Raw genomic sequence first — 14,583 nt, 5'->3', positions numbered from 1 at the left:
ATGACCAAGATTCTGATCATCGGTGCCGGCCATGCCGGGGGTTCGGTCGCAGCCCTGTTGCGCCAGTACGGCTATGAAGGACCGATCGTGCTGGTCGGGGACGAGGCGTCTGCGCCCTATCAGCGCCCGCCTCTGTCCAAGGCCTGGCTGAAGGGTGAGGCAACGCAGGAGGACCTGCTGCTTCGGCCCGAAAGTTTTTATGCCGAACAGGGGATCACCCTGCGAACCGGGATGACGGCGACGGCGATCGACCGGGAGGAAAAGCGGGTGCGCTTCGCCGACGGGACCGAGGAGACCTACGACAGTCTGGTGCTGGCGACCGGGTCTACGGCGCGGAAGCTGGCCATTCCCGGTGCGGATCGACCGGACCTGCTGGAGCTGCGGACCCTGGAAGATGCCGGGAAGCTGAAGGCCGCGCTGCGGCCGGGATCGCGTCTGGCCGTCGTCGGGGGCGGCTATGTCGGGCTGGAGGCTGCGGCTTCTGCCCGGGCCCTGGGTGTCGAGGTGGTGGTGCTGGAGCGGATGGACCGGGTGCTGGCCCGGGTCGCATCGGAGACCCTGTCGACCTTCTTCACCGACCTGCACCGGGCCCATGGCGTCGAGATCCGCACCGGGGTCGAGGTCACTGCTTTCGAGGACGGCGGCGTGCGACTGGCCGACGGATCGCGGGTGGCTGCCGATGTGGTGCTGGTCGGTGTCGGGGGCCTGGCCCGCGATGACCTGGCGCGCGCGGCCGGGCTGGTCTGTGACAACGGCGTAGTGGTTGACGGTACGGCGCGGACTTCGGATCCGGCGATCCATGCTGTCGGTGACATGACCTTCCGCCCCCTGCCGGTGCACGGCGGACGGATGCAGCGTCTGGAGAGCGTACCCAATGCGCTGGAGCAGGCCAAACAGGTGGCGGCAGCCCTGACCGGCCGACCGGCCCCCGCGCCCGAGGTGCCGTGGTTCTGGTCGGACCAGTATGAGGTCAAGCTACAGATCGCCGGCCTGCCGAACGACGCCGACCGCCAGCTGGTGCGCGGCGATCCGGCGGAGGAGCGGTTCGCCGTCTTCCATCTCAGCGGCGACCACATCGTCTGCGTCGAGGCGGTCAACGCCCCGGCCGAGTTCATGGGCGGCCGGCAGCTGATTGGCCGGGCCACGCCGGTCGATGCGGTCAAACTGGCCGATCCGGCGGTGTCGATGAAGGCGGTGGCGCTCCAGACATTCTAGGCTATCCGGGTCACGGCGTCCCGGACGGCGGGTCGTCCAGACGCGCCACCGGGAAGGCAACCTCATCGGCTGCAGGCGGCAGGCGCCCGGCGGCGGTGATAATGACCTCGGGGGGCGGCTTCCAGGCCAGCCGTCGCCGAATTGCCGGGCGGTCAGGCCGCGGCGACCTCGACCGGTTCGGTCATCACACGACGGATGGCATTGAGCAGGACATCGGGCTGGATCGGCTTCTGCGCCACGCCGTTCATGCCTGCCGCCAGGTAATCGACCTCATCGCGCGGATCGGCATTGGCGGTCAGGGCCAGGATCGGAATGCGGGCGGCGGGGCCCTCAAGGGCGCGGATCGCCCGGGTCGCTTCCATGCCGTCCATGCCGGGCATCTTGATGTCCATCAGGATCAGGTCGAGCCCGCCCTCGGCCGCGCGTCGCACGGCCGCCGCGCCGCTGTTGACGGCCTCATGGCTGCAGCCGAACAGCTCCAGCACCTTGCCGACGACAAAACGGTTGGTGGCATTGTCGTCAACCACCAGCACATGCAGGGTTTCGTGCGGGGTTGGCTCGGCGGTGGCCTCGGCCGCGACGAGCATTTCGGCGGGAGCACAGGGAAGGTGTAGTGAGAACCGGAACCGGGCCCCACCGAGAAGGGAGGGTTCCAGCTCAAGATCGCCGTCCATATAGCTGACGATCTGGCGGCAGATCGACAGGCCCAGTCCGGCACCGGCTCCGAGGGTTCCGGTCGTGCCGGTGTTGAAGGGCTCGAAGATGCTGCGTGTGGCGGCGTCGCTGACGCCGGGCCCGCTGTCGTCCACGGAACCGTAGACGCAGACGCGTCCGTCTTTCAGGTGGCTGGAGAGATGGACGGCGACAGCGCCGGCCGGCGTGAATTTCATAGCGTTGCCGATCAGATTGTTCAGCAACTGTTTCAGCCGCACATGGTCACCGACCACCCAGTCCTGCTCGACTGTGTCGCAGGTGACCGACAGGTTGAGCCCCTGCTCTTCGGCCCGGGGAGACCACAGGGCCGTCAGGTCCTCGCCGATGGCCGTGAGCCGGAGAGGGGCGGATTCCAGGGTCAACATGTCGGCTTCGGCGCGCGACATATCGAGGGCGTCCGTCAGTAGCCGCAGCAGGATCTGGCCGGAGTCGAGGATGGTGCGGACGTGCGGACGCAGGGTCTCCTGCTGCAGTTCGCGTTCCATTAGGGCGGCGACCCCGAGGACGCCATTCAGAGGCGTGCGAATTTCATGGCTCATGACGGCCAGGAATTCGGATTTGGCGCGGCTGGAGGCGCGGGCCTCGCCCTCGGCCCGCGACAGATCCTGGGCCAGGGCGCTCATCTCCTCGGCGCGGCGGCGATAGACCACACTCCCGGCCTGAAGCACATCCAGGGCCGTGCCGATTCCCAGATAGCGGCCCGCCGAGGTCACGACGAAGCCTTTCAGCAGGGTGCCGAGCTCGGCGACATCGACGCTGCGAAACAAGATCTCCGCATCCGCTTCCGCATCGACGATCAGGGGCGCGGGGTCCATCAGGGTTGATGCCGGGCGACGGGCGAACAGGGCGCGACCGAACTCCGCTGCCATTTTCAGGCAGAAGGCATTGCGTTCGATCAGACCCAGTGGCTGATCGTCGTCGCCGACCACGGCGATGGCCATGGTATTGGATTCGACTTGGAACCGCTCGAACAGGTCCGAGCCGGGCGTATCCGGTGCCGCCGCAGCGACCAAATTCACGAAATCACCGATTTTGGCCATATGCGCCCTCTACTGACAGAGGCCGGTTTAGCGTGGGGGTCTTAACGATCGATTTTCCGGAAGTGAATGTTTTATAACGCGTTTTTGTAGAATTATCCGTAACCGGACGGTGTTGTTAGCCGCGCAGTCGCGAGAGCAACCCGGCGGCGAAGGTCGACAGGGTGTCGTCACGCGCGCCCATGACGACGATTCGGTCACCGGGGCGGGCCAGGTCGATCAGGCGGTCACCGCAGGCCTCGCGGGTCGACAGCGCCTCGGCGTTCCGTCCGGCGGTGCGAATCCCGCTGGCGACGTCCTCGCTGCCGACGCTGCGATCGGTAGTGCCGCCATAATAGACCGGTTCGGGCATCAGCAGGACGTCGTCGGCCCGCATCAACTCGGCGAAACCGGCGATGAACTCGGCCTTCATCAGCTTCAACGGGCCGAAGCCGTGCGGCTGGAACAGGATCAGCAGACGGCCGGGGAAGGCGTGCAAGGCGTCGAGGGTGGCGGCGATCTTGTCGGGGTTATGGGCGAAATCGTCGAGAATGGTGACGCCGGCGGCGGTGCCGACCACCTCCATGCGACGACGGATACCGGAGAAGGTTTTCAGCGCCGCGACGGCGTAGGCCAAGGGTACGCCGAGGGCCCGAACCGCGGCGAGGGCGGCGAGGGCGTTGGCGACATTGTGGGCCCCGGGCACGTTCAGCACACCTGCCATCCGGGCACCGCTGACCCGGTCGACCAGATCGAATTCCATGCCCGCGGGCAGGGGGCGAAGGGCGTGGGCGGACAGGTCGGCGGTCTCGTCACCGATGGAGAAGGTCGTGACCCGGTCAACCGGCAGCGAGCGGGCCAGGGCGGCGGTCTCGCTGTTGTCGAGGTTGAGCACCGCCGTACGGGCCTGACCGACGAAGCCGCCGAACAGGGTCCGCAGCTCGTCCATCGACTTGTGATCGAGGGAGATGTTCGACACCACCGCCACCGTCGGGGCGTAGCGGGCGATGGAGCCGTCGGATTCATCGACCTCGGAAACGAACAGGTGCGGGCCACCGATCAGGGCGCTGGCGAACGGATGATCGTCGTCGACGAAATTGGTCATCACGGCCCCGTTCATCACCGTAGGGCTGCGGCCGGCTTGATCGAGGATCCAGGCGACCATGCCGGTGATGGTCGACTTGCCGCTGGTGCCGGCGATGCCGATCGAATGCGGCGCGTCGTTGAACAGCTGAGACAGCAGTTCGGGCCGGCTGACGATGCGGGCTCCGACGCGGCGGGCGGCGGCGATGTCGGGGACGGTGTCCTCGACCGCGCCGGTGGCGACGACGATCTGGTTGGGGCTGGTCAGGCCCGAGCCGTCCTGCGGGTGGAGGGTGACGCCGTGGGCGGCCAGCCAGTCGAATTTCTCGGGGCTGCGGCCCTGATCGCGCGAGCGGTCGGAGCCCTCGATGCGTCCGCCGCGGCTCTGGACGATCATGGCCAGGGGCAGCATGCCTGAGCCGCCGATGCCGCAGAAGAAATAGGAGGGGTTTGTGGTCATCTGGCTTGATCTGGACGGCGAAACCGCGAAGGCTGGAACGGCCTGACTAGCACGGGCCAAGCGTGAGGCCAGTGGCTCAGTATGAAGATCGGCATCGTCAACGCCAGTTCGCGGCTGGATCCGGCCCGGGCCGAGGCGGTCCAGGGCTGGTTCGCCACCCATTTTCCGGACGGCTCGATCTCGGTGGTGTTTCACCCGGCCAGTTTCGGCAAGCACGGCCATTTCGGCGGCGACGACGCCAGCCGGACTAACGCCTTCGTCGAGTTCGCCAATGATCCGCGGCTGGACGCGATCTGGTTCGCGCGCGGCGGCTATGGGGCCTGCCGGATCGCCGAGGCGGTGCTGCCGCGGCTGGAGCCGGTGGCGCGAAAGAAGCGCTATCTCGGCTATTCCGACGCCGGCAGCCTGCTGGCCGGGCTGTACAGGGCCGGCTTTCCGCATGTGGCGCACGGGCCGATGGCCTCGGATTCCGTGCGCCACGACGAGACGGCCTGGCGGGCCGTCAACTGGCTGGTCCACGGCGACCCGGTCTCTCTGGAGCCGTCGCTGGCGGGCGATCCCCGGCCGGCGGTGGCCTTCAACCTGAGCATCCTCGACGCCCTGGTGGGCACCTATCTGGAGCCGGACCTGACCGGCCATGTGCTGATGCTGGAGGATGTATCGGAGCCGCTGTACCGGATCGACCGGATGATGTTCCACCTGACCGCCCAGCCGTCAATCCGGCGCGTGGCGGGCATCCGGATGGGGCGGGTCTCGGCCATCGTCGAGAATGATCCCGAGTTCGGCATGACGGCGGAGGAGATCGCCCGCTACTGGTGTGCGCGCACGGGCATCCCCTGGCTGGGCACCGCCGACATCGGTCACGATCGCAACAACAAGATCGTGCCCTTCGGCCCACGCTGAGCCCGCTCTAAACGCCCGAGAAGGTGTCGCACACAGCCGGGTCGCCGGACTGGTAGCCACGACGCAGCCATTCGACGCGCTGGGCCGAGGTGCCGTGGGTGAAGCCCTCGGGGCTGACGCGACCGCCGCCGCGACGCTGCAGGGTATCGTCGCCGATGGCGTTGGCTGTTTTCATCCCCTCCTCGAGATCACCGGCTTCGAGGGCCACCGCGCCGTTGGAGACGGCGGCGGCATTGGCGGCCCAGACGCCGGCGTAGCAGTCGGCCTGAAGCTCCAGCGCCACCGAATAGCGGTTGGCCTCGGCCTGGCCCGAGGCCCGTTGCTGGGCCGAGCGCACCTGTTGCGAGGCCCCGGTCAGGGTCTGGACGTGGTGACCGAACTCATGAGCGATGACATAGGCCCGGGCGAAATCGGCCCCTGAGGCCCCCAGCTGGGTCTCCATGTCGCGCCAGAAGTCCAGGTCAAGATAGACCGTCCTGTCGTTGGGGCAGTAGAACGGACCCATGGCGGACTGGCCGTAGCCGCAGCCGGTGCCGGTGCCCTGGTCGTAGAGCACCACGCGCGGTGGCTGATAGCCTTGGAGGTTGGCCCGCCAGACGTCATTGATATTGGCCCCGACGACATCGACGAACTGACCTGCCTGATCCTCGGGCGTGCCGGTCTGGCCGGCCTCCTGGGTGCCGGCTCCGCCAAACTGGCTGGCTAGCTGGGTCGTGGCCGAAGGGTCGATGCCGAAGACGAAATAGACGATCGCCGCCAGCACAAGAACGCCGATGCCACCGCCGGCCATGGTGCCGCCGCCCATGCCGCGCCGATCTTCAATGCCGCCGCCGCGACGTCCACCCTGCCAACGCATCTGTCCGCTCTCCCTGCCCTGTCATTGTGTAAGCCAGGCCGTAACGCCGGAAAAGGGGAAGGGATGCAGCCGCGCGGTCAGGCGCGAGGGCCTCAGACAGCCAGTCCCCGAGCCTCCGGTTCGCGGAGGGGTCAGGGCAGAGCCCAGACGCGGGTGCGCTTGATCTCGAAATCCTCGAGTTCCCGCGTGGTCGGGACGCTGTATTCGGCCAGCAGGTCGAGCCCCTCGCGCGGGAAATAGGTGCGTTGCGGATCGCCGATCAGCACCCGGGTGCCGTGCGCCCGCGCTAACGCCAGCCAGGCCAGAACGTCGCCGGCCATCGGCTGTTCGTAACAGACGTCGCCGGCCAGGATGACGTCGAACTGCGGCGGCGGGGCGGCCAGTAGATCGATCGCGGTGAAGTGGGCCGTGACCCCGTTCAGGGCCGCATTGGCCGCCACCGCGGCGGCGCAGAAGGGGTCGATGTCGGCGCACAGCACATGGGCCGCCCCGGCGCGGCCGGCGGCGATGCCGACCAGCCCTGACCCAGCGGCGAAATCCAGCACCCGCCGCCCGGCGACCTCCTGCGGATGGTCCAGCACCCAGCGCGCCAGGGCCTGCCCTCCAGCCCAGGCGAAGGCCCAGAACGGCGGCGGCAGGCCCAGTTCGCCCAGCTCCGCCTCGGTCAGCCGCCAGATCGGGGTCACCTCATCGGCCAGCCACAACGAAATCTCCGGCGCATGCGGCACCGGCTGGACCCGGGTGTTGGCGGCGATGAAGGCAGCGGGATCGGGGATGCGGGTCATGGGCCCCGGCTGGTGGGCGAGGAGGAGGAGGGGGTCAAGAGGGCTCACATCCGGGTGGCTCCATTGTCCGCGCGCCGCCACCGAAAACTGAGAACGCCGATCGAGGACCCGTGGCGGCAACGGTGGAACAAAAAAAGCCCCCGCGCTGAAGCGACGGGGGCCCTGAAGTCAGCGGAGTGACCGGGGTTTAGTCTTTCCGCAGACCGGCGTTGGGGTCTGAATTTTCAGTCCCTTGAGGATTGGACCGGTTGGGCCCCTGTCGGTTGGACCGGGCCTCGGTTCTCGTTTCCAGGCCAGTCAGGACGTGACCCTCCAGGCTTTGGCGGTTCAATTGCGCCGTGATCTCCCGGGCTTCGCGGTCCCTCATTCGCGTTGTCGCCGAGCCGGTGGTCCGCAGGCCGGCGTTGACGTTTGACCGCTCAATCGCCCGCGCGTTGGCCCGGCTGGGGCCCTGTCGGTTCGAACGGGCCTGGGTGCGGGTGTCGGCGGAGCCGTGTGCCCCGGCCGACATCGCGCCGTGGGTGCCGGCGTCATGGTCCGAACCGGTGGTGAAGCCGGCGTTGGTGTCTGCATTGGCCGCGGCATTACTGTTGGTTCCGGCGGTTGGCGAGCGTCGGGCCCGGGCCTCGGATCTGGCCGCTTCACCGCTGACCCCGGTCTCGACGTTTGCCTGGCCGGAGGCGTTGGCTGGCGGTGTCGTCGTTTGCGGACGCATCGGAGGAGCCATGCTGGGCATGGCCGGACGCGTCGCTTGCGGGGGTCTTGCAGGGGCCCCGCCGGGACGGCCTTGAGCGGAAGCGGCACTGGCGATCAGGGTCGCCATACCAACTGTGGCAAAGAGCAATCGGGTATTCATAATCGAAATCCTTCAACAAGCCCCGCTCTCAAACGGAGTCTCGCGCGGGAGGTTCCCAGATGGCGTCCTGTCAGGCCGCCTTGCTGCTGGCTTCCCTGAGTACCTCAAGATAGCCACCCGCCACTTCCATGGTCGCGCCCTGCGGCTTGCGGCGGACGGCGCGGTGCAGGGCGGGCAGTTTCCAGCAGGGGACGTGCATGAACAGGTGATGTTCGGCGTGGAAATTGACGTGGTAGGGGGCGATCAGGACGCGCTCCCACCAGCTGGCCCGGGTGGTGCGGGCGGCGCGGAAGGCGTCGGTGGCCGAGCCCTCGACACAGGCATGTTCGGCGATGTTGCGCAGCCGGGTGACCAGCGGGAACCAGGTCGCCAGCGGCAGCAGCCACAGGGCGAAATAGGCCCACCAGACGCCGGCCAGGGTCAGGGCGAGTAACATGAGTGCATTGACGATCAGGAAGGGGGCGACGGATTTGCCCGTGACGACGGCTCCCTCAGCTGTGTCCTCGTCCCGCTTCGACGCATAGGCGCGGAAGGCGAACAGGATGCGCTGTTTGAAGAAGGTCTGGCCGGTCAGGTCGCGGATGATCTTGCGTCGCAGCGAGGCGGGGGTGACCGGGAAGGGGGCCGACAGGACCAGATCCGGGTCCTCGGGGTTCTGGGCGTATTTGTGATGCGACAGATGATAGGGGCGATAGTCGCGCAGGTCGGCCCCGATCGGCACGGCGCACAGCCAGTGGCCGAGGAATTCGTTGAGCTTCGGCTTCGTCGCCAGACCGCCGTGGGCGGCCTCGTGCATCAGGATGGCCAGCCCCAGCTGACGTGTGCCGATGATCATGACACAGAGCGGGATCAACAGGGGCCAGACCACGCCGACGGCCACGGCCAGGGCGATGACTCCCCAGCAATGCGCCACCAGCATCGGCCCGCGCCAGGCCGAGCGGGACTGGAACGGGGCCCATTCAGCAGGGCTGAACAGGGCGCTGGCGGAAACGCGGGGGGCGACGGACATGGGGTCATTATACCCCCGTTGCGCGGGTCTTGAAAGGCAACGCTCTACGTCAGGCGTATCTGACAAAAAGTCAGGTTGACATGACATACACGCGGTGTAATGTAAGCCTTACATTATGTCAGGAGAACGCGTCATGCTTTCCATCGCGAAAACCACTTCCACGGCGCACCGTAAATATGTGGCACGCACCCTGGCCTTCATGAGTGGCTATGTGGCCATCAACGTTGCGGCCATCTTCGGGGCCTTTGATGACATCGCCTCGACGCCGGCGGCCTGGCTGCTGGCGCTGTCGGTCTCGGCCCCGGTGGTCGGGCAGATCTGGGCCACCCTGATGCTGATGCGCGACTCCGACGAGTACGTGCGGGCGGTGACGGCCAAGCGGTTCATCCTTGCCGCCGGCGTGGCCATGGCGATCGCATCCGTCTGGGGCTTCGGCGAAAGCTACGCCGACGCCGCCCACATTCCGGCGTGGATGATCTATCCGCTGTTCTGGGGCTGCTATGGCGTGATCTCCCCGCTCGTCCGGACGTCGAACTGATGCGCAATCAGCTGAAATTGCTGCGCACAGAGCGCGGCTGGACCCAGGAGCAGCTGGGTCAGCAACTGGGGGTCTCGCGGCAGGCGGTCAATGCGCTGGAGACCGAGAAGCACGACCCGTCTCTGGACCTGGCCTATCGTATCGCCGTGCTGTTTGCGCGGCCGGTCGAAGCGATCTTCGACAATCCTCACGCCTGAAAAAAGTCAGATTAACCTTACATAATTGGAGACTGAAATGTTCAACGCCTTCTTCAAGGCGCGGCTCCGGCTGCGCGCTGCCCTGTTCGGACTGGCGGTTTGTTCTCCGGCTTTCGTGGTCGGAATCAGCCAGGCGTTCGCCCAAGAGGTCGCGGCCCCCTTTTCGTCGGACCGACTGTCGGTCGAGGTGATCGGCAGTGGGCCCGATGTGATCCTGATCCCGGGCTTCGGCTCGTCGCGGGAGGTGTGGCGGGCCGAGGCCGAGCGGTTGGCCCCGACCCACCGGGTGCATCTGGTGCAGTTGGCCGGCTTTGCGGGTGAGCCCTGGGTCCACGGCGACGGAGCCTTCGTCCAGCCGGTGATCGAGGCGCTGGCGGCCTATGTCGAGGCGGCCGGACTGGAACGTTCGGCGGTGATCGGTCATTCGATGGGTGGATTGTCGGCCCTGATGCTGGCGCAGCAGCATCCGGACCGGGTCGGGCGGGTGATGAGTGTCGACAGCCTGCCGTTCTTCAGCGCCATGTTCGGGCCGCAGGTTACGGCCGCGAGCGCCCGACCGTTCGCCGACCAAGCAGCGGCAACCATATTAAACGCCGACGAGGCGGCCTTCCGCACCGGTCAGGTGCAGACGGCGGCGGGTCTGGTGCGGGATTCGGCAACGCGGACCGCGATGGTGGACTGGTCCATGGCCTCGGACCGACAGGCGATGGCTGCGGCCATTCGTGACGTGATGACCACCGATGTGCGGCCGGAGCTGGCGGCAATGACAACGCCGGTCTGGGCTGTTTATGCGGCCGATGCCGACGGTGGGACCCCGGCGACCATGGCTGATGCGATGTGGGCCAGCCAGTATGCCGACCTGCCGGGCGTGACCCTGATCCGGGTCGACGACAGCCGCCATTTCATCATGGCCGATCAGCCGGGGCTGTTCGCGGCGACCGTTGACCGCTTTCTGACCGACTGAAAGTGATCAGTTTGCCGGCTGTCCGGCGAACTCATCAGCATAGGCCCCGGCCAGCAAGGTGCGAAAGGTCGTGAGCGGTACGGTGACGGCATAGCTACCCTCGGCATAGGGACCGACCTTGTAGGGATCGATCAGGAAGGTCAGCCCACCGGCCTTGCCGTCGACGGTGCCGGGGGCAAGGACGAAAGGTGTGGCGGCGGCGCGCGGACAGGTCCATTCGCCGCCGCCGGCCAGGGTCAGGGGCGGCGCGCCGGGCACGCGTCTGGCTCTGGCGGTGTTGACGGCCGCGCACAGGGCCTGGTCCAGCAGTGACATATCGGCCCCGCGCCGGAACAACTGGCCGGAGCCAATGACCTGTTTAAGGGCCTTGTCCCACAGGACGCCGCGGGCAGTGGTGTTGGGATGGGCCCCACCGGAATATTCGGACATGTCACGGCGCAGGCTGACCAATTTGCCGGTCTCGGCGGCAGCGGTCAGGGTGATGGTCTTCTCATACGGAGGGATCGACGGGTCATCGCCGGCCTCGCTGCGGTCGGCCTGGGCTCCCTCGACGAACTGGCGCAGCAGGCGGACCTCGTCGGCATAGAGGCGGGCGTGCAGATCGGTCTGGGCCTTGAGCGCATTGGGCAGGGTCAATTTGACCGCAGCATAGGGACTGGTGGTAGCGAAATTCATCGGTGCCGCGGCGTCGGCCGGGGTGATCTCGGCAGGGGCCTCGGCCGCGGGCAGGGGCGCGTCGGCGGCGGGCTCGCGGTCGCGGCGGTTACAGGCGGACAGGCTGGCGGTGACGGCGACGGTCAGCAGCAGGGCGCGGAGTGCGGTCATGGAACGGTCCTTCATGTCGGCCACCCTACAGTACCAAGGATGATGGCGAGAAGCAGGATCAGCCCTGCCTCACGATTGGAGCGGAACAGGCGCAGGGCCAGGACCGGGTTATCGGCGCGCACGTCGCGCGCCTGACGGAACAAATGCGCCGCCCATGGCAGCAGGGCGACGTAGAAGATCGGTCCGAGGCCGGCGGTCAGGCCCGCGGCGACGGTCAGGATCACGGTGATCAGATAGAAGATCCCGACACCACGTTGCACATTGCCGCCCAGCCGCCGGGCCGAGGATTTCACCCCGACCATGGCGTCGTCCTCAATGTCTTGCAGGGCGTAGATGGTGTCATAGCCGAGGGTCCAGAACATGCCGCCGAGGTAGAGCAGCAGGGCGGAAGACGTGATCGTGCCAGTCACTGCCGCGAACCCCATCAATGCGCCCCAGTTGAAGGTCAGGCCCAGCCAGGCCTGGGGCCACCAGGTGATGCGCTTCATAAAGGGATAGGCCGCGACCAGGGCCAGGGAGCCGACGCCGAGCAGGACCGCCGTCAGGTTCAGGGTCAGCAGGATCAGCAGGCTGATCATCGAACAGCCGATGACGAAGGCCCACGCCTGTTTGACCGAAATCTGGCCCGCGGGGATCGGGCGCAGGGCGGTGCGGGCGACCCTGGCGTCGATGTCACGGTCGACGATGTCGTTGAAGGCGCAGCCCGCCGCCCGCATCAGACAGGCCCCGAGGGCGAAGGCGACGACCAGCCAGACGTCGTACAGGGCGGGTGTCTTGCGATACTGACTGAGCGCCAGGGCGATGCCCGACCAGCCGGGTAGCAGCAACAGCCAGATGCCGATCGGTCGATCGAACCGGCCCAGTTTCAACCACGGCTTCAGGCGCTCGGGTGCATGGCGGTCGACCCAGTTGGCACCAGCGTCGGGAAGAGGGGCTGAACTCATGGTACCGGTCTAGCCTGTCGGGACGGGGCGGGTGAAGGGGGTGCTTTGCCGTCGTCACCGGAACGGTTACGGAGGTGGATGCCCGTCCTGACCGCCCGCACCACCGCCCTGATCGTGCTGTTGCTGGCGGCGATGCTGCTGGGGCTGGCCCCGATCCTGGTGCGGCTGAGCGACACAGGGCCGGCGGCGGCGGGATTCTGGCGCTTCGCCTTCGCCTTGCCGCTGCTGCTGGTGCTGAGCCAACGACCCGGCGGCGAAGGAATCGGGCTGCCCGGCAAATGGATGGCGCTGGCGGCCCTGTTCTTCGTGCTGGACCTGAGTTTCTGGCACTACGGCATCGTCATGACCTCGGTCGCCAATGCCACGGTGCTGTGCAATCTGACGCCGGTGGTTGTGACCCTGTTCGCATGGGTGGTGCTGCGCGAACGGCCGCAGCGGCTATTCCTTGCGGCTCTGGGTCTGGCCATGATCGGGGCACTGGCCATGGCGATCGGGGCGCGGACCGGCCAGGGCAGCAGCCCGCTGATGGGGGACCTCTTCTCGTTGTCGGTGGCGGTCTGGTACGCGGGTTATTTTCTGGCGGTGAAGGCCGCGCGGCGCAGCGCCGGACCGATCCGAATCCTGCTGTGGTCGACGGGTCTGGGCCTGCCGGCGCTGCTGCTGCTGGCGCTGGTCCTTGGCGAGTCGATTCTGCCTGCCAGTCCGGCCGGCTGGGCAGCGTGCGCAGGGCTTGGCGTCCTGCATGTCGTGGGACAGGGCGGGGTTGCCTGGGCCTTGGGCCGGTTACCGGCCGCGATCACGGCGGTGACCATATTGATCCAGCCGCTGGTCGCCACGCTGCTGGGCTGGCTGATCTTCACCGAGACCATGACGCCGGTGCAGATGCTGGGCGGAGCCGGGATCCTGGCGGCAGTGCTGCTGGCGCAATGGTCCGCCCGCACCACCGGGCCAGGCCGGGGCCCAATGAAAACGGGCGCGGTACCCGAAGATCCCGCGCCCGTCTGATCTCAACGTCCGAATGGACGCTCGGCTCAAAGAACCTTGAGGTCGATCGCGGAGGTCTTGCCGCGCTGGTTTTCCAGCTCGTACTCAACCTTGGCGTTCTCATCGAGGCCCTGCAGTCCAGCCTTCTGAACGGCAGTGATGTGGACGAATACGTCCGCGCCGCCGCTGTCGGGCTGGATGAAGCCGAAGCCTTTGGTGGGGTTGAACCACTTGACCGTGCCGGTCGCCATATCTGCGCTCTCCATAAACGCGCTTCTCCAGGCGGATTCTCTCGAGGAGGAACCCGGCAATCCATCTGGACGGCTCGTTCAGGCGAAGGAGCAAGACATGGGTTTGGACCCCACGCAAAATCCGGATTGCGAGGATGTTTTCTCGCGTCTGTCCCCCACGGTCAACCGGAAACGATTCGCGCTGCAGGCGAGGGGACTGTTGAAGCGGGGGGCGGCGGGGTCAGGCGCACAGGGCGCGGGGTGCACCGTCGAGGTGCAGGTGATCCCGATGTTCGTCGTTGTAATCCGGCGTCAGGACCGTCGAAAACACCCGGCAGGCCCCGTTGCGCACGCGTTTAAGAAAGCGCCCGGCTGGGCCGGTTCCCTTCCAATCGTCGGCGATCGAGACAGTGCGGCCGTCCGCGAGGGTGAAACCGGCCACATCGAGGGCATTGGCACGGGCGTGTTCGCTGGGCCGGGCAGTGACGGCCGTGCTCCCGTAGATGCGACGGCATGAATAACTGCCGTAATTCTGCACACTGACCACCGGCGAGCCGAACATTTCGCGAGCCGCGGGCTGCAGCACCTGACGGTCCCAGATGACGTAGCGCATCGCCATCGGGCACTGCATGACGAGGCCACCCGGGGCCAGCGGCGTCACCGCCCCGCCGGTGATGCGTACCGCCCCCCGCACCTGGCAGAAGCCGCCGTCGTCGCGGTCCGGAGCCCGTTCGACCTGGACCCCGGCCTCGCGCAGCGCCTGTATACAGGCGTCGGTGACACCCTTGATTTCTTCAGGGGCGGCGGTGCGGGGAATGTTGAAATCGGCGACCTTTGCGGCCGTGGCCTGACCGATCGGTCGGCTCAGATCCAGTGGCCTCCACGGCAGGTCCTGATCGGGCGCGAAGGCATTGAGCAGGGCAAAGCCGGCACACAGGCCGAGCGCCAGCTCCCACAGCAGATTCCAGAAGTCGGCGAAGTCGCGATCCATGTTCGCCCAGACT

The 14,583-nt window shown here is 67.1% G+C and carries 16 protein-coding genes; 6 read left to right on the top strand and 10 right to left on the bottom strand.

What is annotated here, in order from left to right:
• Window positions 1-1,215, top strand: coding sequence for an FAD-dependent oxidoreductase (locus tag AAC050_RS02265; RefSeq protein WP_339913421.1), 1,215 nt, complete (start codon window positions 1-3; stop codon window positions 1,213-1,215).
• Between the two features lie 152 nt (window positions 1,216-1,367).
• Here AAC050_RS02265 and AAC050_RS02260 read toward each other — a convergent pair whose 3' ends face one another.
• Together AAC050_RS02260 and AAC050_RS02255 are read right to left on the bottom strand one after the other, a co-directional pair.
• On the bottom strand, window positions 1,368-2,969 hold the full coding sequence (locus tag AAC050_RS02260) for a response regulator (protein ID WP_339913420.1): 1,602 nt from the start codon (window positions 2,967-2,969) through the stop codon (window positions 1,368-1,370).
• A gap of 115 nt (window positions 2,970-3,084) precedes the next feature.
• Window positions 3,085-4,488, bottom strand: coding sequence for a Mur ligase family protein (locus AAC050_RS02255; protein WP_339913419.1), 1,404 nt, complete (start codon window positions 4,486-4,488; stop codon window positions 3,085-3,087).
• A gap of 81 nt (window positions 4,489-4,569) precedes the next feature.
• On the opposite strand from AAC050_RS02255, the gene AAC050_RS02250 reads away from it, so the two are divergent.
• The gene (locus tag AAC050_RS02250) at window positions 4,570-5,391 is read left to right on the top strand and encodes an LD-carboxypeptidase (protein ID WP_339913418.1); all 822 of its coding nucleotides are present in this window, start codon (window positions 4,570-4,572) and stop codon (window positions 5,389-5,391) included.
• Between the two features lie 7 nt (window positions 5,392-5,398).
• Here the strand turns inward: AAC050_RS02250 and AAC050_RS02245 are convergent, their stop codons facing one another.
• From AAC050_RS02245 to AAC050_RS02230, 4 genes are all read right to left on the bottom strand, one after another.
• Window positions 5,399-6,247, bottom strand: coding sequence for a neutral zinc metallopeptidase (locus AAC050_RS02245; RefSeq protein ID WP_339913417.1), 849 nt, complete (start codon window positions 6,245-6,247; stop codon window positions 5,399-5,401).
• A gap of 131 nt (window positions 6,248-6,378) precedes the next feature.
• The gene (locus AAC050_RS02240) at window positions 6,379-7,032 is read right to left on the bottom strand and encodes a 50S ribosomal protein L11 methyltransferase (protein ID WP_339913416.1); all 654 of its coding nucleotides are present in this window, start codon (window positions 7,030-7,032) and stop codon (window positions 6,379-6,381) included.
• A gap of 187 nt (window positions 7,033-7,219) precedes the next feature.
• Complete coding sequence (locus AAC050_RS02235; RefSeq protein ID WP_339913415.1) at window positions 7,220-7,888, bottom strand: hypothetical protein; 669 nt, start codon at window positions 7,886-7,888, stop codon at window positions 7,220-7,222.
• A 70-nt stretch (window positions 7,889-7,958) separates the two neighbouring features.
• Window positions 7,959-8,897, bottom strand: a complete 939-nt coding sequence (locus tag AAC050_RS02230) for a fatty acid desaturase family protein (protein ID WP_339913414.1) — start codon at window positions 8,895-8,897, stop codon at window positions 7,959-7,961.
• Between the two features lie 133 nt (window positions 8,898-9,030).
• Between AAC050_RS02230 and AAC050_RS02225 the strand changes: the two genes are divergently transcribed.
• From AAC050_RS02225 to AAC050_RS02215, 3 genes are read left to right on the top strand one after another with little or no spacing between them, the layout of a single operon-like run.
• Window positions 9,031-9,435: a hypothetical protein gene (locus AAC050_RS02225; protein WP_339913413.1), complete on the top strand. Its 405-nt coding sequence runs from the start codon at window positions 9,031-9,033 to the stop codon at window positions 9,433-9,435.
• The gene (locus AAC050_RS02220; RefSeq protein WP_339913412.1) at window positions 9,435-9,632 is read left to right on the top strand and encodes a helix-turn-helix transcriptional regulator; all 198 of its coding nucleotides are present in this window, start codon (window positions 9,435-9,437) and stop codon (window positions 9,630-9,632) included. Before AAC050_RS02225 ends, AAC050_RS02220 begins: the two co-directional genes overlap by 1 nt.
• A gap of 37 nt (window positions 9,633-9,669) precedes the next feature.
• The gene (locus AAC050_RS02215; RefSeq protein WP_339913411.1) at window positions 9,670-10,596 is read left to right on the top strand and encodes an alpha/beta hydrolase; all 927 of its coding nucleotides are present in this window, start codon (window positions 9,670-9,672) and stop codon (window positions 10,594-10,596) included.
• A gap of 6 nt (window positions 10,597-10,602) precedes the next feature.
• Here AAC050_RS02215 and AAC050_RS02210 read toward each other — a convergent pair whose 3' ends face one another.
• Together AAC050_RS02210 and ubiA are read right to left on the bottom strand one after the other, a co-directional pair.
• A complete protein-coding gene (locus tag AAC050_RS02210; protein WP_339913410.1) occupies window positions 10,603-11,421 on the bottom strand; it encodes a DUF3298 domain-containing protein in 819 nt (272 codons plus the stop codon).
• 11 nt (window positions 11,422-11,432) lie between these two features.
• Window positions 11,433-12,365, bottom strand: coding sequence for a 4-hydroxybenzoate octaprenyltransferase (gene ubiA / locus AAC050_RS02205; RefSeq protein ID WP_339913409.1), 933 nt, complete (start codon window positions 12,363-12,365; stop codon window positions 11,433-11,435).
• Window positions 12,366-12,443: 78 nt separating this feature from the next.
• On the opposite strand from ubiA, the gene AAC050_RS02200 reads away from it, so the two are divergent.
• A complete protein-coding gene (locus AAC050_RS02200; RefSeq protein WP_339913408.1) occupies window positions 12,444-13,370 on the top strand; it encodes a DMT family transporter in 927 nt (308 codons plus the stop codon).
• Window positions 13,371-13,396: 26 nt separating this feature from the next.
• Here AAC050_RS02200 and AAC050_RS02195 read toward each other — a convergent pair whose 3' ends face one another.
• Together AAC050_RS02195 and AAC050_RS02190 are read right to left on the bottom strand one after the other, a co-directional pair.
• On the bottom strand, window positions 13,397-13,600 hold the full coding sequence (locus tag AAC050_RS02195) for a cold-shock protein (protein ID WP_339913407.1): 204 nt from the start codon (window positions 13,598-13,600) through the stop codon (window positions 13,397-13,399).
• 220 nt (window positions 13,601-13,820) lie between these two features.
• The gene (locus AAC050_RS02190) at window positions 13,821-14,570 is read right to left on the bottom strand and encodes an extensin family protein (RefSeq protein ID WP_339913406.1); all 750 of its coding nucleotides are present in this window, start codon (window positions 14,568-14,570) and stop codon (window positions 13,821-13,823) included.
• Window positions 14,571-14,583: the final 13 nt, after the last annotated feature.

It is taken from the genome of uncultured Brevundimonas sp. (assembly GCF_963974615.1).
Lineage (GTDB): Bacteria > Pseudomonadota > Alphaproteobacteria > Caulobacterales > Caulobacteraceae > Brevundimonas.
The sequence above is the reverse complement of the archived record's forward strand: the minus strand, read 5'-3'. Positions and strand labels throughout refer to the sequence as shown.